General features: G+C 37.1%; 16 protein-coding genes and 2 pseudogenes. 5 read left to right on the plus strand and 13 right to left on the minus strand.

What is annotated here, in order from left to right; all coding sequences use genetic code 11:
- Positions 1-248 precede the first annotated feature (248 nt).
- Positions 249-2,243 (plus strand): serine/threonine phosphatase, encoded by a 1,995-nt coding sequence (locus CDG77_RS11745; RefSeq protein ID WP_094329549.1) that lies wholly within the window; start codon positions 249-251, stop codon positions 2,241-2,243.
- Positions 2,244-2,485: 242 nt separating this feature from the next.
- Entirely contained in the window at positions 2,486-3,754 is a 1,269-nt protein-coding gene (locus tag CDG77_RS11750; RefSeq protein ID WP_094329550.1) for a protein kinase domain-containing protein, read from the plus strand.
- Positions 3,755-3,873: 119 nt separating this feature from the next.
- On the opposite strand, the gene CDG77_RS11755 is transcribed toward CDG77_RS11750, so the two are convergent.
- Positions 3,874-4,092 (minus strand): DUF4327 family protein, encoded by a 219-nt coding sequence (locus CDG77_RS11755; RefSeq protein ID WP_012407469.1) that lies wholly within the window; start codon positions 4,090-4,092, stop codon positions 3,874-3,876.
- Positions 4,093-4,962: 870 nt separating this feature from the next.
- On the opposite strand from CDG77_RS11755, the gene CDG77_RS11760 reads away from it, so the two are divergent.
- Both CDG77_RS11760 and CDG77_RS39090 read left to right on the plus strand, forming a co-directional pair.
- Positions 4,963-5,388 (plus strand): hypothetical protein, encoded by a 426-nt coding sequence (locus CDG77_RS11760; protein WP_094329551.1) that lies wholly within the window; start codon positions 4,963-4,965, stop codon positions 5,386-5,388.
- A gap of 291 nt (positions 5,389-5,679) precedes the next feature.
- Positions 5,680-5,776 (plus strand): annotated as a pseudogene (locus tag CDG77_RS39090) (transposase); the annotation flags it as partial.
- A gap of 163 nt (positions 5,777-5,939) precedes the next feature.
- On the opposite strand, the gene CDG77_RS11770 reads toward CDG77_RS39090, so the two are convergent.
- From CDG77_RS11770 to CDG77_RS11825, 12 genes and pseudogenes are all read right to left on the minus strand, one after another.
- A complete protein-coding gene (locus CDG77_RS11770; RefSeq protein ID WP_094329553.1) occupies positions 5,940-8,663 on the minus strand; it encodes a glycosyltransferase in 2,724 nt (907 codons plus the stop codon).
- A gap of 119 nt (positions 8,664-8,782) precedes the next feature.
- A complete protein-coding gene (locus tag CDG77_RS11775; RefSeq protein WP_190233961.1) occupies positions 8,783-9,892 on the minus strand; it encodes a class I SAM-dependent methyltransferase in 1,110 nt (369 codons plus the stop codon).
- 91 nt (positions 9,893-9,983) lie between these two features.
- Complete coding sequence (locus CDG77_RS11780) at positions 9,984-11,210, minus strand: FkbM family methyltransferase (RefSeq protein ID WP_094329555.1); 1,227 nt, start codon at positions 11,208-11,210, stop codon at positions 9,984-9,986.
- A 68-nt stretch (positions 11,211-11,278) separates the two neighbouring features.
- Positions 11,279-13,531 (minus strand): N-acetylneuraminate synthase family protein, encoded by a 2,253-nt coding sequence (locus tag CDG77_RS11785; protein ID WP_094329556.1) that lies wholly within the window; start codon positions 13,529-13,531, stop codon positions 11,279-11,281.
- A 47-nt stretch (positions 13,532-13,578) separates the two neighbouring features.
- Complete coding sequence (locus CDG77_RS11790) at positions 13,579-15,381, minus strand: thiamine pyrophosphate-binding protein (protein ID WP_094329557.1); 1,803 nt, start codon at positions 15,379-15,381, stop codon at positions 13,579-13,581.
- 381 nt (positions 15,382-15,762) lie between these two features.
- Positions 15,763-16,809: an NAD-dependent epimerase/dehydratase family protein gene (locus CDG77_RS11795; protein WP_094329558.1), complete on the minus strand. Its 1,047-nt coding sequence runs from the start codon at positions 16,807-16,809 to the stop codon at positions 15,763-15,765.
- Complete coding sequence (gene rfbH, locus CDG77_RS11800; RefSeq protein ID WP_094329559.1) at positions 16,806-18,125, minus strand: lipopolysaccharide biosynthesis protein RfbH; 1,320 nt, start codon at positions 18,123-18,125, stop codon at positions 16,806-16,808. The genes CDG77_RS11795 and rfbH overlap by 4 nt, the downstream gene beginning before the upstream one ends.
- Before the next feature lie 6 nt (positions 18,126-18,131).
- Positions 18,132-19,112, minus strand: coding sequence for a GDP-mannose 4,6-dehydratase (locus CDG77_RS11805; protein ID WP_094329560.1), 981 nt, complete (start codon positions 19,110-19,112; stop codon positions 18,132-18,134).
- A 2-nt stretch (positions 19,113-19,114) separates the two neighbouring features.
- On the minus strand, positions 19,115-19,885 hold the full coding sequence (gene rfbF, locus CDG77_RS11810) for a glucose-1-phosphate cytidylyltransferase (RefSeq protein WP_094329561.1): 771 nt from the start codon (positions 19,883-19,885) through the stop codon (positions 19,115-19,117).
- A 653-nt stretch (positions 19,886-20,538) separates the two neighbouring features.
- The gene (locus CDG77_RS11815; protein ID WP_094329562.1) at positions 20,539-22,755 is read right to left on the minus strand and encodes an O-linked N-acetylglucosamine transferase, SPINDLY family protein; all 2,217 of its coding nucleotides are present in this window, start codon (positions 22,753-22,755) and stop codon (positions 20,539-20,541) included.
- A 192-nt stretch (positions 22,756-22,947) separates the two neighbouring features.
- Positions 22,948-23,499 carry a type IV pilin-like G/H family protein gene (locus tag CDG77_RS11820; protein WP_094329563.1) on the minus strand — a complete coding sequence of 184 codons (552 nt, stop codon included), beginning with the start codon at positions 23,497-23,499 and terminating at the stop codon, positions 22,948-22,950.
- Positions 23,500-23,710: 211 nt separating this feature from the next.
- Positions 23,711-24,031, minus strand: a pseudogene (locus CDG77_RS11825) (Uma2 family endonuclease); the annotation flags it as partial.
- A 74-nt stretch (positions 24,032-24,105) separates the two neighbouring features.
- Here CDG77_RS11825 and trxB point away from each other — a divergent pair.
- Positions 24,106-25,476 carry a thioredoxin-disulfide reductase gene (gene trxB / locus CDG77_RS11830; protein ID WP_094329564.1) on the plus strand — a complete coding sequence of 457 codons (1,371 nt, stop codon included), beginning with the start codon at positions 24,106-24,108 and terminating at the stop codon, positions 25,474-25,476.
- Positions 25,477-25,479: the final 3 nt, after the last annotated feature.

Consider the following 25,479-nt stretch of genomic DNA (forward strand, 5'->3'; position numbering starts at 1 on the left):
CTGGAAATTGGGGATTGAGGATTGATATTTGAAACTCTTCCCTAGTCCCCAGTCCCCAGTCCCTATGCCCGATTCCCCACAATATATTAAATATTTATCTAATATGCGTCACAATTAATACTGCCACCAAAATTTATTGATAAACTACAATCTCTTGTAAGTCTACTTTAGTCAGGGAAAGCCAATTGTGGCACCTTGGATCTTAGTGGCTAGAAGCACCTTGGAGCGGGAATAAAGGAACTTCCACTATGCTGATTTGCCCTCAGTGTAAATTTGAAAACCCCAATAGCAACAAATTCTGTCAAAGCTGTGGCACATCCCTGACCCACAAGATTTGTCCTGAATGCAGTACCGAAGATGTACCTGTGAATGCCCTACGTTGTCATAACTGTGGCACGGAATGTGGAACAGTGTTTTGGGCAATTATTGCTAAAGAAACGACTGGGGAAGCTTTGGGAGTAGAGAAAGATGAGGAAAATGTGGTAGTAGAGGGAAATGAGGAAGCAATATCCTCCTCATCTCCTCTATGCCCTACTTCTCAGATTGCATTAGGCTCCTATTTAGACTCTCAGGAACGCTATCAATTGTTAGATCCGCTACCTGCCCAAACGGAAACTGCCACCATTGATGTAGGTGTGAGAGTTTTAGACTGCCAACCGTATCAAATATCGCCAATTGAGGCAATGCTAGCAAGTCAGCAATCAGATTTGTTAACGTCTTCAGTGGAAGCAAGGGGAATTCCTCACCTTGCCAAAGTTTATATTGCTTTACAATCCCAAGGTCAGCGCGAGATACCAGTAATTCACGATGCATGGCAGCAGGGGGATATGCAGGTAGTGATAATTGAAGACCGCTCACATTGGCAGCCTTTACTCGACCTGTGGCAAGAAGAAACGACAAATTCGTTAAAAATTTTACACTGGTGTTATCAAATGGCCCAACTTTGGGCATTATTGGAACCAGTAAATTGTCGTCAAAGCCTTTTAGATTTATCGAATTTGCGATTGGATGAAGACCAAACGCTGGCGCTACAAAGGTTGTATCTAGAATCATCAAGTTCTCTGCCAGCTACCGAGTTGCCACCAGAAGATGCCGAAGCCCAAACACCTGCTATTCCAGAGGAGCCGTTAACCATTCAAGCTTTGGGGCGGGTTTGGCAAACGCTATTTAGGCAATCTCAACGCACTCAATTTGGCTCTGTAGTCAAGATGTTAGGGGATTTAGATGTAGGTAAGATTCACACGATCGCACAATTGCGATCGCGTTTGGAAGAAATCTCTATTGAACTGGAAGCACTAGGAACCGCAACTCAGACCCCAATAAAGGAGAAAAATACTGCTGTGCCCACTATGCCGCAATCAGATGAGCCAGAAGATATCATTAGCAGAATTGATGATATGCCAACTGTTGTGCTGGCGATGCAGTTAAGTAGCTTGGAAGATGCAGGACGCACAGATGTGGGTCGTCAACGTCATCATAACGAAGACTACTTTGGCATTGAAACCAAAATTCATAAGTTGGAGTTGCCTAAAAGTCGAGTTCTGGAAGGGCATGGTTTATATATTCTCTGCGATGGTATGGGTGGACACGCTGGCGGCGAGATAGCCAGTGAGTTAGCAGTCAACACCCTACGGCAATACTTTCAAGAACACTGGATTGCCAACCAACTGCCAACAGAAGATAGTATTCGCGAGGCAGTGTATTTAGCTAATGAGGCAATTTACAAACTCAATCAACAAGATGCCCGTTCTGGAGTGGGGCGCATGGGTACAACCCTGGTAATGCTCTTAATTCAAGATACTCAAGCAGCAGTTGCCCATGTGGGAGATAGCCGTCTCTATCGCCTGACACGCAAGCGGGGACTAGAACAAGTCACAGTAGATCACGAAGTTGGGCAACGGGAAATTACGCGCGGAGTGGAAGCGAGCATAGCTTACGCCCGCCCTGATGCCTACCAACTCACCCAAGCCTTGGGGCCTCGTGATGAAAACTCGATTAATCCCGATGTCGGCTTTTTCGAGATTAATGAAGATACCCTTTTGCTGTTGGCTTCGGACGGTCTCTCAGATAATGATTTACTAGAAACCCATTGGCACACTCATTTAGAACCCTTACTTAGTTCGGGCGCTAATTTAGAACAGGGTGTTACGAACTTAATTGAGTTGGGAAACCAATACAATGGTCATGACAACATTACTGGTATACTTATTCGAGCAAAAGTACGCCCAAATCTGGAAAGTTAAAAATAAATGGGCATTGGAAATGGGGAATTGGGAATGAGTAATAAAAAAAATCACTAATTCTCAGTAGATATATCTTCAAATTAACCTTAAAACCTTATAAATCAAGGGTACTTTGTTCATCCGTTTAGAAGCGGTTAAGCCTAAAGAAGTAGTGTATATTTTAATACCCAATTTCCAATTTCCAATTCCCAACAATTCCCAATTCCCCATTCCGTAATCCATTTACCTTGTAGGTTTGTATTGTGGTTAGTCTGACTCTGTTAGAACCGCAACAGAAAACGCCCCTCCAGCAGTGGTGCTTTGAGAACTCTTCCATAATTCGGATTGGTCGAGCGGCAGATAATCACGTTGTTTTAACTGATAGTTTAGTTTCGCGGCATCATCTAGAACTGAGACAAGTTGATTCTGCCGATAATGGCGGTGGTTGGCGGCTGATTAGTCAGGGTACAAATGGGACTTTCCTCAACGGTATCCTTGTGATTCAGAGTCCGTTACCAGATAATTCCCTTCTGCAACTGGCACAGGGAGGGCCAATATTGCAATTCCAAATTCAAGAGGTAACAGTACTGGAAACGGGTTTGCGATCGCCACAAATGCAAGGGACAGAAGAAAACGCTGTTGCAACAGTCTACTCAGCCGAAGGTAAATACACTTGTACGCACGAAGGTAACTCCCCAAACAATCTGTTTTGCATCCACTGCGGCCAACCTCTCTCAGTACAACAGAAAATTCGCCATTATCAGGTGTTGCGAACTCTCGGACAAGGAGGTATGGGTACTACTTATCTCGCTTGGGATGGAACTGGTCAGATTGGGAGTATCCCACGACTGCTGGTGTTGAAGCAAATGAATGCTGATATGGTAAAAATTGCCAAGGCTCAAGAATTATTTGAGCGGGAGGCGCATACTCTCAAATCCCTTAACCATCCGGGAATTCCCAAATATTACGACTTCTTTGTAGAAGGCGGCAAAAAATACTTGGCAATGGAACTAATCCAGGGACAAGATTTAGAGAAACGTGTCTATACCACTGGGCCAGTTACGCCAAGTCTAGCGATCGCTTGGATGATTCAAACCTGCGATATCTTAGAATATCTTCATAGCCAAGAGCCGCCACTGATTCACCGCGATATTAAACCCGCTAACCTGATGGTGCGAAGTTCACTAAATAGCATAGTGGTGCTAGATTTTGGCGCAGTTAAGGAAATTGGCACAGCGCCCGGTACTCGGATTGGTGCAGAAGGTTATTGCGCTCCTGAACAAGAACGAGGACAACCTTTAACTCAATCTGATTTGTATGCGATTGGGCCAACACTGATTTTTCTGCTCACAGGCGAAAATCCTTTCAAGTATTACCGCCAACGGGGGCGAAACTTCAGGTTTGATGTGGCAAAAGTTCCCACCATCAGTTCTCAGTTAAGAGATGTTATCGATCGCGCTACAGAACCATTGCCGCGCGATCGCTACCAGACTGCCAAAGAATTAGCTGCGGCGTTAGCTGCTTGTCAATAGGGGGACTGGGGACTGGGGACTGGGTATTGGCGACTGGGTATTAGGGAATGGGCACTGAGTGTTAGCAGTTAAAAGAATTATTTCCTAGTCCCCAGTCCCCAGCCACCAGTCCCTAATCTCTATTCTTCATCCCAAGTTTCTACAGCTAGCAATTCACTAACTGGGTCTTGCATACTAAAGCCAAAGTCCAGCAGTTCCTGTTTCCAGTGCTGCCATTCATTACCGTAAAGCAAAGCGATTTTCCAGATGCTATCGCTTGGCTTGATAATATTCGATTCTATGAGTGATTGCACGTTGCGCTGCAATTTCACCATTGGGTGAATCACTTGCTGAGTCATAACCTCGATTGAATTCAGATTTTGTTGGTAAATACTTAATTAAAACTGCTTCCCATTGTGCAATTGTTGCCGGGTCGTAGAGTGGTGTAATTTTGGTAAAGCTAGTCTTAACTTTCTAACTATACCATAACAAACTCTACTAAATTACTGGCAAATTCGGTTTTGTACGGTAATTACCACCACAAAACTCTAATTCCACCAAGCAGTCCTTAAACTTTTTGCAAAAATTGGGTAAAGGTTCAGAGGGAAGAGTTAAGAGATAAAGGATGTTTCTATTTCCCTTTAATTTTTCCCTGTCTTCTTTCTTGTAACCCATAACCACTAGAGTGCAACACTACCTTTTGTAAGATATCTATTGTGGACACCGAGCAAAATAATTAGCCATCAGGGAAGTTGCACTATGTAGTGTGACTGAGGATAACTGGGAAAATCCTATATCGCTTGGATCGTGAAAAATATGTTTGCTTGTTGAAAAAACCAGATGACACGAGCTAGTTTGAAAGTTTTTGACTGACAGCGAAATTTGCAATTGAGTAGAAATTTCCACTATTTATGATTTTTTTAACGTCACTTATAATACTGCAAACATCTGGCATTAGGCTGAATAATCGCAAATCTTTATATAATTTTAATTTTAAGCCCAGTGAATAAGGCTTTGAGGGTTTTGCTTTGAAGGATAGGAGCGATCGCATAGCTAAATTGTCTGTACAGCATGGGATTACCATAAAGTTTACTCGTCTTCAGAGTCAGCTTTTAAAGTTTGTGTAAAAAATTTTTAGCCAAGATGTTAGTTTCTGTTGAGCAGATGGGTATCCTCAGAACGAGGAGGGTTGCTGACACCTAACTATTTAAGGCAGCAATAATTTATACATGGCTGGTTCAGACGAAGCATACCTAATCGCCCGCAAAAAGCAGATTGAGCGGCGACAAAAGATTTTAACGATAGTGTCGATGTTCTCGTTTTTTGGTTCTACGGTATTTGCAATTATTCCAGCAATCCAACAGGCTAGTCAACCTAAGCCAGCAACTGCGTCTGCTTCTGCTGAGTCAGTATTACAGCAACAGGCGCGGGGCTACGAGATGGTTTTACAACGAGAACCAGAAAACCAACTTGCTTTAGAAAAACTGTCTGTGGTGCGGTTGCAATTGAAGGATGCTAAAGGTGCGATGGAACCTTTAGAGAAGCTGGTGAAGTTGCACCCCGCTCGGCAAGATTATAAGACTGTATTGGAGCAGATTAAGAAGCAAGAGGGGAATGGCGATTCCCAAACAAATAACCAGTCGAAATCCAATTAATACTCTTTACTTAAGAGGACGTTTAAAAAGTCCTCTTGTCAGTAGCAAAACATTCTATATCCCCCTAAATCCACCTTTATAAGGGGGACTTTGATTCCGGTTGATCAATAAGTGCCTAAAATCACAGCCAACCACTTTTCAAACAACCTCCAAGGGACGAAAATCTGCGCTCAATTAGTTAACTGGGACATATGCAGTAGAAACATCCGATTTTATTCATATTTTTATAATCTAAATATAGTATTCCTAAATCATTCGTGAAAAGTTAGATAACCGAATTGTTTGAGAAGTCAGGTAATTGAATCTGTTGGTGCCAGTGTCATCAATCTATCTCCTTATTCTCCAGATTTCAATCCCATTGAACATTGGTGGTCACAGCTTAAAGCTTTTATCAAAACTTTTTCTCCAAAAACTACTCAAATGGTGGATGTATTGATTGCAGTTGCTTTAAACCTCATCAATCCTATACACCTGCGAAATTGGTTTGCTAACTGCTGCTACTGTACTTCATGATTCAGGAAAGTGCTGTAATATATTTACTCGTAAAATAATTATAAATTTTCTAGAGAAAATAAAGGAATTTTCCCTACTTGCGGATTGGCAACTATTTGTTTATTTTCATGTTCTAAAACAAATCTGGCATTAATACAAGAAATTAAGCTTTGCCACTGGCTATCAGTCAAATCTCTTAATAAAGAAATTGTCAAGTTCTCAGTTATATCTATTTCTTCTTCTATCATAAGATTCATAGCTATACCTTGCAAAAATAAATCAGCCTCTTCTTGTGCAACGCCATTGATATCGATCAGTAGAGTAATTTGCTTATGATTAGGATGGGATGTGATTAATTGAATAACATCCATTAATTCTAATCCTAATTTTTCTTCTTCTGTTGACCAATCTGGAAAAACAATTATGTTAGTTTGTTTGAGATTCAAATCTAAAAATGAGGCTTTAATTAAGGCTATTTTTACAATTCCTGCCATTTTGACCCAAGAAAAATCTTTCGCCTGTTCTAAGCCTGCATTAATTAATAAGTTTCTGTAACTAGGTTTTTGCACTTCACATAAAGCATCAACCATACCCACAGTATCATCATCTTTGACGTAAATTACAGCACCTCCTCCGGCTTCAGGTAGGGAGGCATTAGGAGTAGTAATTACAGGAGAACCAGAAGCCATTGCCTCAATTACTGGCATTCCAAAACCTTCATATTGAGAAGGATAAACTAATGCCACTGCTCCAGCATAAGCTAATCTTAATTCTTCATCACTTAATTGTAAACCGTGAAAAGTACATCCGGTAGTATATTGTCGCCATTCGGAAGGTAATTGATTACCTGCACCAGTCGCTACTATATCAAAACTGTGTTTGTTGCTTAGTTGGGCAAATGCTTGAAAAAACAGAATTGCGTTTTTATATCCTCCCAAGCCACTTAATAGGAAATAGGGTTTATTTATACCATATTTATATTTAAAATCGTTTATTTCAACTTCAGAAGCAGGGCAAAACAGAGAATCTACTCCACAATGGGCAACGGTAATTGATTCTAATGGTATATCTGGAAAAAATGTACTTAAGTCCTTAGCTGTGTTTTCTGATATAGCAATAAAAGCAGAGGCGTGTTGAATTGCGTTATGTTTTTCCCTCCACATCGGTTCATTTAAGTTGCCTCCTAGTACTTCTGGTATCATGTCATAAGCCATGAATACAGAAGGGGTAGTAATGGGTGTGGTATAGTAGCTTGAAATAAATAATTCTGCTCCTTCTTCATCACAAATTTGCTGAAGAATCTGGCGATCGCCCTCAGTATTGTTATAGTCGTAGGGGTGAATAGTACGATAATTAATCCCATTTATTTTTGGTGCAGTATTAGCCCGATCTAAGACCAATATATGCTCGGCAAATTTGGTGTTTGCCCATTGCTCTAAAAGGGATTTCCAAACTCTAGCAATTCCGGTTTTATAGAGTTGAAAAAATACCCCATCTACCAAAACTCTTGGTACTGGTTGTTCTTTTTCTTGATATTTTTGATATTTAAGTTCTAACTCCTCTTCTTTAGTAAGTTTATTAACATGAGTAGTAGGGACTATGATACTTTCAATTCTAGGCAATATTCCCTGTGCCAGTTTAACTGCTTGAGCAACATTTGATATCCCTACTTGCTCACAGTTAATAATTAATTGCCTTGGAGTCCCCTCTGAGCTAAAAACAAGTCCTTGGTATCCCTCTACATCAATATTCAAATTAGTCAATTTATCGGGTATGTTCAACTTAGCAACAGAAATACCATGCTTTTGGGCTAGTGCCTCAATATCTTTTAATGTTATTTCATATGTACCCGGATCTCTATTAATGTGTTGAGTAACAAAATTTAATAAATTTTCTATATTTACCTCGAATTCTGTATCAGATGGGAAAAATAATTCTTTAGTGCAAAGTTGTACGTGTGCAAAACCTATCTCCTGATTAGTTGTATAAATTAAGCTATGATGCACTTTTGAGCGATAATCTTCCTTTTCGTCTTTTAGAGCATCTTTCAAAGGTTCCGACTTGAAACTTTGGAAACAGACTGATGCGCCTAAACTATATCCTGAACTTCCAATAATAGATATAGAACGGAAAGAATATAAATAGCTATCAGTAAAATACGCATTAACAAGACCAGAGTAAACATCTGGGGCTGCCGACATAGTAGATGACATAAAATATTTGCCATAGATCGATTTAATACGATCAATTATTTTTCGGTTAACAAAAGAATTGTAAACCATAGGCAAAAATTCATGGGATAGCTGATAATTATAAAATTGTTTCAGTCTTTCTTTTGAATTCCACAACTCAGCATGAGACAACAAACTTAGCTGTAGTCTATTTCTTACCCAAGGTACGATTGCATTTGGCCATCCATATGAGTATCGCAGCCAAGAAACAATATCAACGTTATACTCATTTATTAGCTTTGAAGCTAGTTCAAGTCCATCAGGCATTAAAGCATCATCATCTCCCAAAACAAAAACATATTCTCCAGTAGTATAAGACAATCCCAATTCCCAATTCTCAGATATAGAGAGTCTCTCATTAGCGCGAAAATATTTAATTCGCTTATCTAGAAATTGATGAACAACTTCATAGGTTTCTTCACTACTAAAGTTATCCATAATGATTAATTCAAAATTTTTATAACTCTGATTTAATACGCTTTCCATTGCGTAGGGCAAGGTTAAATGTCTTTCTCTGGTCGGTATAACAATGGAAAATAAGGGCTGATTCATGTTTTTACCTCAATTATTTTGTTTGAATATTTAAAATACAAAATTAGGAGAATACCAAATTATAAATATGTAATAGTTTGACATTAACTTAAAAAAAACGAATTTATATTAGCCATCCTTTAGTAAAGTAAGATTAAATCATTTTCAAGTTTAAGTATGTCTCTAATTTGTATTTTTATACTTTCTTGAAACACTCGTGATGATATAAGAATTGGTTCATGTTTATTTTTTATATCATCAGGAGCAATGATGGGAATATCAAATAATTTTTTTCCTTGATAGCGATGATTAGAATCGATGAAAGCCAAAATTTTTGCTTGAGATAATCTGCTAGTTTCCATCAATCTCAATGTATGAGTGCCAGTTCCCCAAACAAAGATAGGAGAACCTTTATCAACGACATCATTAATAATTTGATGGATACACTCTTCAATTTTTTGAGATTGCTTAATATACGTAGTTAAGTCAAGTTGTGTTACTTGATCTCTGACTATATAAATAGGAGCTAAATTTTCTATTTTTTTATAAATACCCATCACTGATGTTGAGACTGTATTGGCGCTTTGAGGATAGGATTCTTGCAAAGAAAGTAACTCAAAAAAACCAAAGTGTTTCACCAAATTAGATAAAGAAATAGGTGAAAAAAAGTTAATATGTTCCATACTAAATTGCTGGAATGGAGCATCTGAATACATAGAAAATCGGCTAGCATCGGGAACATCTATGAAAAGTATTCCATCATCAGATAACATATTACCCAATATAGATAATGCCCTATCTAAATCTCGAATATGTTCCAATACACCGCTTAATATAATGCAGTCAAAAGATTTTTCAGGAATTTCTACATCCCAAAGATTTCCAGTTTGCACTAAAATCCCATACAACTTTGCTGCTACTTCACAACATACAGGAGAAGGATCTAAACCTTGGATGTTTTCATATCCACTTTCTTTAAATAAAGATAGAAGACGACCAGTAGCGCAACCTACGTCAAGTATTGAAGATTTTGTTGAAGGAAGATATGGTTTAATAGTGTTTAAATATATCTGAAAACGCATCAGATCAAATTCTGATTCTTTCCCACCACTATCTTGATATTCATACTTTGACATTTCCTGATAATAAATATCAAATTCAGTTTGTTCGGGAATATTATCCGCAAATCCAAGCCCACAATCTTGACAAACAATAACATCATACCCGGTCAATAAGCTACTATCAGACAAAGTTGAAAATTTTTGTCTAAAGAGTAAGCTCTTATTTTTACTATTACAGATTGGGCATTTGCGTATATATTTTTGATGCATGGATATATTCTTACAACCCTAGTTTTAAACGACTAACAGGAACGGCGTAACAAATTAAATCCCAAACTTCTACCCCATGAGGTCTTAAAAAAAATCGGTATTTATTGGAAAGGGAATGGATAAACAAAGGAATTTGCCATAAATGATCTTGGCAATGATAGGCACAGATTGTAAGAATAGGAAAAGCATTCTGAATTATTGCCTTCGACCCAGCAAGTGCATCTAATTCAGCACCTTCGATATCTATTTTGATGAATGTAGGCAAACAGTCTGCTAAAACTTCATCTAAAGAAATACAATCTATCTCCAGTGTGCCGCTATCTGTTATTGATGAAGAACTAGTACCAGTAGATGCAAAACGTAATTTCGTTTTTTGCTTACCAGCTGCTAAAGGTAAAATCGTAACCTTTTCTTTAATAGTGTTAGGCAAAGTAGAAACGTATCGCTGCAACTTCTCAAAATTTTTAGGATCTGGCTCTAAGGCAATAATTTTGCCCAAGAATGAATCTTGATGCCGCAAAAAAGCCTGAATAGTGTCCCCGTTATAAGCACCACAATCTACATATACATCCGTAGATGATAAGGTAAAGAAATCTTGGATAAAGTATTGTTCTTGAATAATAGGAGTGGGCAAACTGTCAAAATCCAGAAACATTCGCCAACGCAGCTGTGCTAGGTATTCGTGTCGTGATTGCTCATCCGCCCATAAAGAAAAAACTTTTTTAATGTTTTCTTTTTCTTGGAAAACTTTATGGGGTAAATCTAGGCTGTAATGAGGTAAAAACGTTTCAGGATATTTCCAAAAGAGAAACCCAACGGAAACCACTTTTGAGCAATTCAGTCGTTCTAACTGTTCTCTTGTGTGGGCTAATCTATGAGTACTACAAGCTCCCCAAATTGTCACTACAAAAACGGATTTGGTGCCAAATTTTTCGGCTGCATCTTCAGGAGATAATACAGTTAGTCCATCAACAGACTGATTCCAGAGTTTCGAGTTATTATCGGCAAATGCTAGGGGTTCAATACCTATTTTTCGTAATCCTTTTAATGTTTTTCTTCCTAATTGCCCTGATCCAAATAAAACAATTGATTTTTCAAAAGGAGCAGCTAATTTATCAAAAGACTCCCTTTCTCGTTTGATAACTGAATCAATATCGCTGCTAAATAATGTGTCAATTTCCCCAGCGAGTAAGCACTCATTACTTAAATTTTGTGTTAGTAATTTAAAATCATCCATTATAATTTACCTCCCTAAAAATGGTTTTTAAATTGAGTTAATTACATTTAAAATAGCCAACCAGTGTACTAATTTTCAAAAAAATGTTCAAGTTTGTCTAAAGCTATCCAAAAACCTTCTCCTTCATTTTTATGTCCTTGCCAAATTTCAGGAATAAAAGACGCTTGAAGAGTTACTTTACTTAAAACTTCAACAAGAGCAGGAAAATGAATCTCGCCTGCTCCAATTTGTAGCCCTTCTCCATCTACACCTTTAGCATCAGCAATATGCATATGAGTAGTGTATTCTCCAACTTCTTCAATATATTTTGTCAGAGACCATTTATAGTAATTGCAAGCTAGTTTTGCATGAGATATATCGCAACAAATCCGATAGTTGTAATCATGACAGAAAGAAGCTATATCATGAGGATCAACAAATATATTATGATATCTCTGTCCGCCAAAATGCCAAGGTAGAGGAGGCATAGTTTGGGGAATAATCTCAACTCCTATTTGGTCTATTTTGGTCATACTATCTAAGAGAATTTCATATAATTTGTGCCGTTTTGTTACTGGTAGAAAAGCATCCGAAGTAAATCCTCCTACATTGGTTACTATTTTTGTTCTAGTGGTATTGGGAAAAAATTTTGTTATTTCTCTTGTGATATTAATAACTTTTTGTAGATTTTTAATTGACTGTTGACGATAGGCTTCATCTTGCGAACATAAATCCAAAATATGATCGCCAGCAAATAATTCAGGGCTATGAACAATTAATTGATGATTATAAATAGAGTCAAAGTATTCATAGATATCAGTTTCTATATCTTTGTAACTGAGATGAAATTCTAACAGGTCAGGGTTTGTTTTTACAGATAATTTTTTAAAATCATGATATCTAACTGGTATTCCCCATTTTCTTGAGAAAATGTACTGTCTTGGTTGGATGATTTCTGGTATTAAATCACTATCAAAAAAGAAATCACCAGCTTTAAAATTTCTCTTAGCTTTTAATCCAATCAGTTCTTGTTTACGATTAGGTTGTAATCCACGTCCTGGACTTTTTACAGAAATAATATCTTCTGTAATAATCTCTTTAGGTGCTAAATTGCGTGTAATTACTAAACTTTTAGCTAATATTTCTCTATTCATTAACTCGCCTTGGCTGAGAGAACGTTCTGAGTTTTTTCCCATTGCTTCTTCTACTTGTCTGATTCCCTCTACCATTGCCTTAAATTCGGGAAACAACAAGCTAACCCTATGATCGTTACCTTCCCAAGATTTATCCAAAGTAAAATGTTTTTCGATTACCTTTGCACCTTTTGCTACCGCCGCGATAGTTACATAAATTCCTCGTTCGTGACCAGAATAACCTACTGGACATTCACCAATTTCTTTAAGACGATCTAAATAATTGAGATTAATATCTTTAAAGGGGGCAGGATAAGTAGAATTACAGTGTAGCAATATGTACTCTGCTCCTAAACTTTTCAACACTCTCACAGCATCAATAATTTCTGACTCCTTAGACATTCCTGTGGAACAAATTAAAGGCTTTTTAGTACGAGCTAGGGCTGTTAATAAGTCATAATTAGTTAAATCAGCAGAAGCTACTTTATAAGCCGGCATACCGTAATTTTGTAGTAAGCTTAAACTTTCTATATCCCAGGGAGTACATAGTGGAAGAATATTTTTTTCTTTACAATAATCAAACGCAGCAAACATTTCGTTTTGGCTGAGTTGAAATTTAGATAACAAATCTAATGTATATTGAGAACCTAAATCTTCAGAGGCATCATTAGCATTACCGCCATTGTGATAAAGAGATGCTAAGTCTCTTATTTGAAATTTAGCAACATTTGCTCCAGCTTCTTTAGCTAAATCAATTAGTTTTTTAGCATTTTCTAAACTTCCATTATGGTTATTGCCAATTTCCGCAATAATAAAAGTTGGCGAGTTATGATTAATGACAAAATCTCCAATGAATATCCCTGATGAACGATTCCAAACTATCGCCACTAATCTGCGTTTATGATCCAGAATTGGGATTACTTCACCACCTTGAGAAAAGTAAGATTCACATTTGCTTAAATCCTCATCTTCCCAAAAAAATAAAAACTTTTTGTTATAAGCTAAATAAAGGGGTTGATTGAGGTTCATATCATTTTGTGCAATTATCCATCTCCGGAAATCTCCATCTGTAAAAATACCCTCTAAAACTCCATCTTCTGTCAAAGAAAATATAATTCTTCTGCCATTTATACTAATTTTTTTCAAGGCATTAAGAATACTTTCTTCAGAAAAAATAATATATTTAGCTAGATTTTTTTCAATGAGCATATGTTTAAATACCTATTTTTTGAAGCACAAACTTTAATCAATAAGTATTATTCTAATAATGGTGAAACAATCATATTAGAAATAAACTCTTCTCGATCCAAAAATGGCCACATATCCTCCAAAGGTTTAGAAACCATAGTACCATCTTCTTTCTTTAAAGATGATAAGCTTGGTGCACGGACTTCATTCTTTGGCACTATAACCTCACACAGCATTAAATCATTACTGTTAAGAATCTCTCTAATTTGTTCTCTTAAATTAATTGAAGTAGATATTTGTGTAGTGGCTAAACCATAAGCAGAGGCAACATTGAGTATATCAGGTAAAGACAAACCACTTGTTGTGTCTGCACCAACTAAACGACTAAAATACTTTTGCTGAGAATTTCTAATGGATGCAAAACCTTGGTTGTTGAAAACAAAAAATTTAATAGGTAAATTTAGGCGTTTGGCTGTTTCTAATTCTTGAATATTCATCTGAAATCCACCATCGCCATCTACACATATTGTGCGTTTAAGACCACTGGCAAGACAAGCGCCTATACTGGCTGGTAATCCAAAGCCCATAGACCCTAATCCTCTAGTATGAAAAATTCTTTGACCAGCTTTTACAGCAAAAACCAGCAAAAATGTTTCAATGGCGTTACCCGAACTCCCTGAAACTATTACGTCTTGTCCTGTCAGTTCTTCTGCTAATACTTGAGAAAATACATAGGCACTAACCCCTTCTGTTTGATTCCAATATTCTGGCAACACGACTGGATATTTGTGTTTCCATTTTTGACAATATCCTAACCAACAAGATAAATCTTTGTGTTGAATTTTTTCTTTTTGTTTTAAAAGTTCTTGCAGAAAGTATTTAGCATCAGCACAAATTGGCAGATGAATAGTGGTTTTCATTTTGTTGATTTCTGCCAGATCGATATCAACAATAATTTTTTTTGCTGCTCTTGCTAGTTTATCGTGAGCATAACCTGTCATTGCCATATCTAATCTGGCACCAATACTTAAGAGTAAGTCGGAATTCTGCAAAGTAAAATTTGCTCCTCGTGGAGCCATCGAACCCGGTTTTCCAAAACACAATGGATGATCATCAGCTATTAAATCTAGTCCTAACCAAGTTTTTAAAACAGGAATACCTAAATAATTAATTAGCTCTAGAAATTCAGCCTGTGCACTAGCTAATCTCACCCCGTTGCCGACTACTATTACCGGTCTTTCTGACTCATTTAATAACTCAATCAGTTGATGGAGTTTTTCAGAAAGTTGAGTAATATCAAAATGATATTCAATCTCTTGAGCACTAAACCCCTCCTGTGTCTCAGGTTCAATCATGGCAGCCTGAACATCTAAAGGGATATCAATCCACACTGGACCTGGACGACCAGATTTAGCTAAATAAATAGCTTTTTCAATATGATATCTAATCGTATTTGGCTCTGTAATTATTACAGCGTACTTGGTAATAGATTTAACAATAGAAACTATATCTACCTCTTGAACTCCCAGTTGTCTAACTCCTGAATCTCCTTTTAAATCTGCTCTTTTTACTTGACCAGAAATAAATAAACATGGAGTTGAGTCTAACCATGCTCCGGCTACACCTGTAACAGCATTTGTTCCTCCTGGCCCAGTAGTAACAAGAGCAACACCTAGATTATTCGTTACTTTGGCATAAGCCTCGGCTGCGATTGCACTTGCTTGCTCATGGAGATTACAAACAAATTCAATATCTGGAATATTTCCTAATGAATCATTTAAGTACATTGCACCGCCACCAGGTAATATAAAAACATGCTTTACTCCCTGTTTAGCGATACATTGGATAACATAGTCAGACAATTTAATCATAGTTTTTATATTAAGATGATTTGGGATTATCAATATTATTGGATAATAAGAGATAGAGAAATTCAGGGACTGCGCCCTGCCCTCCAAGATGTGTAGTAATTATGTCCATTTTTTCTTGTACAGAACGATGCTTATTAGCTGGAGCTACAGACAACCTTGTTAATGTCAAAGCAGGTAAATCATTGAGCTAATCACCCAGAAAACAGACTATGAGAAATCAATATTATATTTGGTACAAAAAATTGCAGCATTCTTGCTTAATCTTTAGCATCCTTTATATATATTTATAATTCCCATTTTTCAGTGAAACAAACCATACAAGTTAAATGTCAGATAGCTTATTGTTTATACACATCCATAAAGTGAAAGGGAAAAAGTACACTATCGCCTTAACCTATGTTGCATACCATACCAAACAAAAGTTTTTTTAATAGCTTCTGTAAGCTCTACCATAGTTTGATCCTCTAACAATGATAAAGACCTATTGATTGATGGCACATAGCGATTAGGAAGCTGATCTAGTTTTGATATTTGATGAATATTCACTTTCACTTCATAAATTTTCCCAATTAATTCAGCTAAATTCTTAATAGAAATTTCTTGATTTGATCCAACATTATAGGGAAAAGAACTTTTACCTTCAAATAAAATTGTCCATAACCAAATCATCAAATCTGACGCATATAAATACGATCTTAATGGTGTTCCATCTCCTTTAATTTCAATATTTTTACCTTCTATTGCATCTCGAATAAAATTACCAATAGCAAAATGAAGATTAAGGGGTAAATATGCTCCTACAAATGTAAAACATCGGGCAATTTTAGTTTCTATACCATATTCTTGACTATATAATTTACAAAGTAATTCAGAAACTCTTTTTCCTTCTCCATAACTGGATGATATATTACAAGTATCGGGAGAACCTTCATAAGTTTCAGGAATATGAGACATCGTATCAGGTTGTTTGCCATAAACTGCACCTGAACTAGTTAATAAATATTTTTTTACTCCTGATACTTTCGCAAATTCTAAGGTTCTTCTTGTCCCTTCTATGATCTCATTGAACATTCCTAAGTGATTATCTTCATATAACCTAGCGTTAGTAGAAGTTCCTGCATGAATTAAGTAAGAAAATTCTCCTTTAGGGAAGGGGAAATTGCAGATATCCCCTTGATAAAATTCTAAAGCAGGGTGATTAAACAAATGAGGACATTTTTGTTTAAATCTCTCTAGATCTCTTGTTAAAATCACTGCTTGAGCAGACAATTTTAATTGATCAACTATATAAGTAAAACTTTCTAGCAACCAACAGCCAAAAAAACCTGTTCCGCCGGTAATAAATATCCGCTTTTCATTCATTTCATCCCATAATGATTCTGTATGGATGAGAATATGTTCTAAATCCTCTATTAATATTTTCGTCATATTCTCTTTCGTCCACAGAATTTATATAGGTGTTTTACCATATATAAAAATATATTTTCATTTAAAGCAGGATATACTCCAACCCAAAAACTGTTATTCATTACATAATCAGTATTTGTTAAATCCCCCACTACTCGATACTTTAAGCCTTTATAAGCTGGTTGCTTAATTAAATTTCCTCCAAATAATAGTCTTGTTGTTATTTTATTTTCTTCTAAATATTTCACCAATTCATAGCGATTAAACCCAGCATTTTCTTTGACTGAAATCAGAAAACCAAACCAACTTGGTTCTGATTCATCGGTAGGTTTCGGTAAAATTAATACATCTTGCAAGTCTATTAACTTTTGATATATAAAATCAAAGTTTTTCCTTCTTTTCTGCACAAATTGAGGCAATTTTTCCAATTGTGCCAAGCCTACAGCAGCTTGCATATCGGTCATTTTTAAGTTATAGCCAATATGGGAATAAGTATATTTATGATCGTACCCAAAAGGTAATTCACCTAATTGCCAACCAAGTCTTTTATTACAAGTATTATCTACTCCAGGAGGGCACCAACAACTTCTTCCCCAGTCTCTCAAAGATTCTAGGATTTTTTTTAATTTAGAATCATTAGTTAATACTGCTCCCCCTTCTCCCATCGTCATATGATGAGCAGGATAAAAACTTGCTGTGGCTATATGTCCAAATGTTCCTGTTTTTTGTCCTTGATATAAACTTCCTAATGCATCACAATTATCCTCTATTAACCATAAATTATGTTTTTGGACAAATTCAGTTATTATCTTTACATTAAATGGATTACCTAATGCATGAGCGATCATTATCCCACGAGTGTGTTCTGATAATGCTGCTTCTAATTGAGTGATATCTATGTTATAAGAGGGAATTTCTATATCTAAAAATACTGGGACTAATTGATTTTGAAAAATCGGATTGACTGTGGTAGGAAAACCCGCAGCTACGGTAATTATTTCATCTCCAGGCTTTAATCTTTTCTCTCCTAATTCTGGAGATGTTAGTGCAGTTAATGCTAATAGATTAGCTGATGAGCCTGAGTTTACTAATAAACAATGTTTAACCCCTATCCATTGGGCAAATTTTTCCTCAAATTCGGCTGCAAAACGTCCGGTTGTTAACCAAAAATCTAGGGATGAATCTACTAAATACTGTAGTTCTGTTTGATCAAATACTTTCCCTGATACTGGTATAGGTGTTTCTCCTGGTATAAATTCACGTTGCGGAAATGCTTCTGAGTAATATTCTGCTACTAGTTGGAGAATTTGCGATCGCAATAGTTGTTTCTTTTTCATTCATTTTTACTTTAAAAGATTTTGATACCAATTAATAGTTTTTTCTAATCCTGTATCTAGATCAAATGAAGGATACCAATTTAATATTTTTCTCGATTTCTGACTAGATAAATATTGATTTTTAATTTCATTACTCGCTTGATTTAAAATTTTTGGCTTCAAATCTGAGTTCATTAATGCTAATATTTTTTCTACTAAGTCTAAAACTGTTAATTTTATCTCTAAAGAAAAATTAAATGCCTCGCCAACCAATTCAGGGTGCTGTGATAAGTTTTCTGCTAATAACATATAAGCCTTCACACCATCTTCTACATATAAATAATCTCTGACAAAGCAACCATTAGATCTGATTATAGGAGCTTTTTCTTTTAAGATAGATTTAATAGTTCCTGGTACAATTCGACTCCAGTTTAAATCACCTCCACCATAAAAGTTTCCACAACGGGCGATCGCTACTGGTAAATTATAAGTATGGGCATAAGTTTGAGTAATTAAATCAGCACAAGATTTACTTACATCGTAAGGATGTATACCTTTTAGGGGAGTATTTTCTTCATAAGGTAACTGTACCTGTTCTCCATAGGCTTTATCTGAAGATGCCACTATAATTTGTTTGACTGTAGAACTATGACGGCAAGCTTCAAGTAAACGCCAAGTACCAGCAATATTAGTTTCAAAAGTAGAAATGGGGTTACGGTTAGCAACTCCTACGACGGTTTGAGCGGCTAAATGAATAACCGTATTAATTTCATATTCTTCTAAAATTCTTTGTAACAGAGCTTGATCACAAATATCACCTCTAACAACTTTAACTTTTTCTAAGACTCGACTTTGTATCAAAAAACTTTGAGGAATCCAGTCTCGAACTAAACAAACAATATCCGCACCAACGGTTAATAGATGTTTAACTAACCAACTACCAACCAATCCCGTTGCACCTGTAATAAAAATTGGTCTATCTTGCCAGAAATTAGAGCTATTAATCATACTTAATTCCACACTTTCCAAGGAGGATTAACACTATCCCATAAATCTTTTAATCTGTATTTGTCTCTCAAAGTATCCATACACTGCCAGAAATCATAATGACGATAGGCAGCTAATTGTCCTTCACTAGCTAGTTTTTCTAATAAAGCAACTTCTAATACTTCATCATCACCCTTTAAATAGTCAAAAATCTTGGGTTCAAAAATTAAAAATCCTCCATTAATCCAACCTTCTTCCATTTGAGATTTTTCCAGAAATTCATCTACTAAATCACCTTGAAATCTTAAACTTCCAAAACGGGCTGGAGGACGGACTGCGGTTACGGTTGCTAAACATTTATGAGATTTATGAAATTCTAATAATTCCTTAATGTTTAAATTAGCAACTCCATCACCATAAGTAACCATAAATGTTTCATTATCTAACCAAGGCTGTAATCTTTTGATTCGACCTGCTGTCATGGTGTCTAATCCTGTGTCCATGAGATGAAGAATCCAATCCTCGGCTGCATTATTATGAATATCTACATGACCATCTTGTAAATTAATAGTCATACTAGAATTTAAATTGTAATATTCCAAAAAATAGCGTTTAATATAATCGCCTTTATAGCCTAAAGCAATGTAAAAATCTTTATACCCATAATGAGCATAGATTTTCATAATATGCCAAAGTAGAGGGCGACCACCAATTTCTACCATTGGTTTTGGGATGATTTCTGTTTCTTCTGCCAGACGAGTTCCTAATCCTCCAGCTAAAATTACAACTTTCATTTTGTTTTATCTTTAGCTAATGGACATCATAATATAAAGGTAAATAACAATTGCCATCAGTATAAATACTGGAGCATAAAAAAATTATAGAATAAGAGCGAAAAGCAATAGGCGCTCGAAAATGCCAGCACTATTAAGAATTCTGCTGACTTCAGAAGAAGAGAAAACATTGCAGAGTTAAGCCTTGCAGATAACGTACCTCGAAGCATTCGTGATAGTTTAATGTCACGTAATATTTATCAATAAGCAATCGTACTTAAAATATTGCCGAAATCGGGGTTGGAAATAGAATTTTTAGGTAGGCAATGCCAAAGGCGGGCTAGTCCCGCGATTTCAAACTAATCGTTATTCTGAAAATTCTTCAGAGATCCACCTAAATCCCCATATTTCTGGTTTTAACTTGAATCTTGAGGATGATTCTTTGTCTTTTGATGTCTGCTTCAAACTGCTTTATGCCTTCTTATACCAAGTTGCCAAAGTTAGTCTTGTTTGTAACTAAGGTGGCTCTTGGACTGACTTGCGAGCAAATAATACGATCAAAGACAACTTGGTATTAGAAGCTAGCCAGAGACAGACTTTTATTGATTGCCTTTTATTAGTTCATTTGTTTGCGTTGAAAGAGATGGTTTCTCAAGCCCTCACTAAAAGCATGATTAAATATCAAGATACCTCTGCCACATCTGCTCGTAAGCCTTTTCCATGTCACGGGTAAACTGCTTACCATTCCATAAGGGTGCTGTTTGTCGAGATGCTTTCAATTTCAAGGCCACCTGCTGGCGTAAAGTCTCATCTTTCCCCAAGCGGACACCCCACTCAATATATTCTTCATCAGTCCAGGCAATGCCTTCTGTGATACCTGCATTCATCATCATGGTGTAGCTGTTACGCGCTGCAAACTGTTCGCCGACTCTTGTCACCAAGGGGATACCCATCCATAATGTTTCTAAGGTTGTTGTCGCTCCGTTGTAGGGAAATGTATCTAATACAATATCAGCAATGCCTAAATTAGCACGATGAACTGACTCTAAATAGACTTGTGGTAAAAATCGTAATCGAGAACAATCTACACCTTCTTCTTCAGCAATTTGGTAAAAGAAGCGTTTAATTGTTTCCTCCTCAGCAAGTCCTTTAATCAAAAAGTAGCTGTTAGGTACTTGTTTGATAATTTGCATTTGCCACCTTGTCGTTTCTGGATGGCGTTTATATCCTCTTTGGGCACTGAGATATACAACGGCATCCATAGGGATATCCAAGTCATCGCGGCGGAGAGTTGGTACACCAACTTCAAAACCATCTACTGCTATGTAAGTTTGGGGTAATCGCCAAATTTTCTCTATATAATAATTTTGTGCATGATCTGGTAGTACATAAGGATCTGCGATAAAGTAATCAATTGCAGGTATGCCTGATGCATCCCACCCCAGCCAAGTAACTTGAATTGGGGCTGGCTTGAGTGCCATCACTTCACAAGTAATATCTAGAGTGATACTATCAAGGTCAATTAAAATATCAATTTCATCTTGATATATCTGATCGGCAATTTCTAGACCATTCATACCTAATTGACGAACTTTCCCTGCCTGACTTAGATACCATTCTTGGATATAGTCATTGACTAATTGATAGTTAACAAAATAAGTATGAATATCAAATTTATCTCGATCGTGATGTTGAAATAACCAACGAGCTAGCCAACCAACAGAATGATTCCTTAAAGCGTAAGATACATAACCAATTTTTAATTTCTTAGTAGGGGAAGAAAAACCTCGATTATTGATAATTTCGTGACAATAATTTTTTCCTTCGGATTGACTAAGAGCTTGAATATAAAAGTTAAAAATATCAGCTACCTGATTATGAATAGCTCTAAAATTAGTAGGAGAATCTTTAATGTGAGGTATTGCAAAAGATGGCGTAAGTAATCGTAATATTCTTCCTTCTTCTAAAGGAATTCGTGGAGCTTTAATAAATTGTTGAAACACAGTTTCTAATTCTTGACAAGTTGTACATATCTCTTGCCAATATCCCCCTGCTGACATTAGACCCCTTAACAGCAAATGTAGGGCAAAAATTTTATCAGCCAAGCCTTCTGATAAGGAGTAACACAATCTAGCTGTTTCTATACCCTGAGAATAATTACGAGCATCTTGATAAAAAGTCGCTAAGTGCCGCAAAACTTCTACATTATCTGGCTCCAATCGTAAATGCAATTCTAGCAGAGATGCTGCTAGTAAAGGCTGCCGCAAAGTATGACCAATTTTGATAGCAGCAGGAAGCAGTATAGAGAAGCATTGATGAGGATCAGAGAAATAAGGAAGACTAGCTTCTATTAAATTTAGATTAATTGGATGAAAGGGAATAGTAGTTAATAGTTCTTTTACAACTTGGATTAATAAGTGGATATCTATTTCTATATTTTCTTTCGCTTTTAAGCACTCGATTAAACCCCACTCATTCAAATCATCAATTTCTTCAAATTTTTGCAATTTGATAGAAAGTATAAGAATTTGAAGCAAATTGTTTATATAGCTAGGATTAATTTCCCGCATGTGCTGGCGAATTAACCAAGATAGAGAATATTCTGCCAGTGTTTCACGCCTTTCAGCTTCTATTTGCAAAAATTGAAATAGTTCATTTGTCCAAATTGGTAACTGTTCTTCATCCGCCTCTGTCATTGGCAGCATCCAAGTCATTTGAGCTTCTGCTTCTTGCTCTTGTAATAGCATTAATAATCCTAAATGCCAATAATAGGAGATAGTATTTGGTTCTATCGCTATTGCTTGCTCGTATAACTGTGCTGCTTGCAGATAGTTTTCTTGAATGAAGTATTGTTGAGCCTGATTTTGCCAATTATATATCTCAGTAATCATTGTGATTCTTATGGAAAAATGTATGGTAATTCTAATTGTGAATAAATCACACACAAAATTGAAATAAAGTGGATAGAATAATCTACCCACTTGGGAAAATACGTAATTTAGCTTAATAAAAGCCGTTATGACAAATTAACTTTTATCTCAAGTGGTGTAGATGAGTAATATTTCGCCTATTAACTTACTTCTCTACTTGGATAAGCTAACGTAGGCACTGGGGCAACTGGGTGATCCTGTGCCGGTGAAACCAGAAGTCGCTACAGCTCCCTCACCGCCAACTCTAGTTAGTGAAGATTCACATAAAAGAGCTATGGTGGTAGCTTCACTGGTAGAAGCTTGTGTTGTTACACCCACACCACCAAGATAATTTTTGAGAGGTGCAGTCGCAAGTATTACTCCTCCTTGGTTGGTTACTTGGCTAGCAGTACCAGTAAGTGTGTACTGGTAATTTGTTGTTTGTGTTGCAATACCAAGACCTAATTTACCAATTTCACCTGCAAGTGCAAATGTGTTCTGTTCTAAATAATAAGCTTGCTGCGCGCGGTTCATGGAACCCACGTAGGTTTTAGCTTCTGACTGCTTGGCTTTGTTAGCTTGGTTCAAGAAAGAAGGTAGAGCGATCGCAGACAAAATACCGATGATAATAATAACAACCAACAATTCGATTAATGTAAAACCTTCTTCGTTTTTCTTTTTATTGAGAATGTGTTGGAGAAATTTTGCTTTTAGTTCGGTTTTCATAAGTGTTTTCCCTGGGGTAGGAAGTGCTTGTGTGTTCTAGATATAACTTACCCAACTGCGATCGCTTTCCTATCACCTTCAGAAAAAAAGTTTGGGTAGATGTGTTTACACAATCCAGAATCCTTGTATCCCAATTGACACAGATATAACTAAGCCCCTGGTGTTCACCAAGGGCTAGATTCTTAATTTCATTTGTGAGAGTGAGAGTGCTTTATTCCAACTCAGGTGGCCATAGTTCTGATACCGCCAGTTTCCAACCTGGTAGTAAGTCTGGTAGTGTGAGTGTATCGCCATTCTGCATCACCACTGGAGTTTGGTTTAATCGGTAAACTGTTACTGTCAATTTATCAGGATCTATCAGTATGCCGACTACAGACCCAAGTTGCAAAAATAACTGAATCTTCTCTTCAAGTGGTTTAATTCTGTCGCTTTTAGATTTAATCTCAACCATCAAGTCTGGAACTAACTCTACAAAGTCGCGCTTGGTCTTTTTCAATCGATCGGCGCGAACAAAAGACACATCAGGCGATCGCTTCCCATCTTCCCTAGCCAATCATTATTTATTATGCTATATTAAGCGTAGTCGTTATGAGTTCATATATTTTCATGACTAACCCAACAGTAGAAAACTTAGTAATTATCGGTTCTGGGCCAGCAGGGTACACAGCCGCCATTTATGCTGGACGCGCTAACCTGAAACCCGTTGTATTTGAAGGTTTCCAAGCCGGGGGTTTACCTGGTGGGCAATTAATGACAACAACGGAAGTTGAGAACTTTCCAGGGTTTCCCCAAGGGATTACGGGGCCGGAACTGATGGATCGGATGAAGGCGCAGGCGGAGCGCTGGGGAGCGGAACTATATACTGAAGATGTTATATCAGTTGACTTGAGTCAGCGTCCATTTACAGTGCGATCGCAAGAAAGGGAATTTAAAACCAACAGCATCGTCATTGCTACAGGTGCGACAGCAAAGCGTTTAGGTTTACCCAGCGAACATGAATTTTGGAGTCGCGGTATTTCCGCTTGTGCAATTTGCGATGGTGCAACACCAATTTTTCACGGTGCAGAATTGGCTGTAATTGGTGCTGGCGACTCGGCGGCGGAAGAGTCAATTTACCTCACCAAATACGGTTCTAAGGTAAATATGTTGGTACGCACTGATAAAATGCGGGCTTCTAAAGCTATGCAAGACCGCGTTTTGAGCAACCCAAAAATCCAGGTGCATTGGAACACAGAAGCCGTGGATATCTTCGGTAATGGTCACATGGAAGGGGTGAAAGTCCGCAATACTAAAACTGGTGAAGAGAGCAAACTGCACGCTAAGGGTTTATTCTACGCTGTTGGTCATACTCCCAATACCTCTTTATTTAAGGGGCAGCTAGAACTGGATGAAGTGGGTTACGTTGTCACCAAACACGGTACTGTAGAAACCAGTGTAGAAGGCGTTTTTGCAGCTGGCGACGTACAAGATCATGAGTTTCGCCAAGCAATTACGGCTGCGGGTACTGGCTGTATGGCGGCGATGTTGGCAGAACGTTGGTTGTCATCCAGTGGTTTAATTCAAGAATTCCATCAACAGCCAGAAATAGCAGACAATGAATTAGAACATCAGCCAGCCAAAAAGACTGAAGCCGAGGAAGAAGCTGGATTTAACTTGAATGAGACACGCCATGCAGGAGGTTATGCCTTACGGAAATTGTTCCATGAAAGCGATCGCTTAGTCTTGGTTAAATACGTCTCTCCTGGTTGTGGCCCTTGTCATACCCTGAAGCCAATTTTAAATAAAGTAGTGGATGAATTTGACAGCAAAATTCACTTTGTAGAAATTGACATCGATAAAGACCGAGATATTGCTGAAAATGCTGGTGTGACAGGAACGCCAACTGTTCAATTATTCAAAAACAAGGAACTGGTGAAGGAAGTTAAAGGCGTGAAGCAAAAGACCGAATACCGCCAGTTGATTGAAAGTAATCTTTAGGGA

Source organism: Nostoc sp. 'Peltigera membranacea cyanobiont' 213 (assembly GCF_002245975.1).
In the GTDB taxonomy this organism is placed as follows: Bacteria; Cyanobacteriota; Cyanobacteriia; order Cyanobacteriales; family Nostocaceae; genus Nostoc.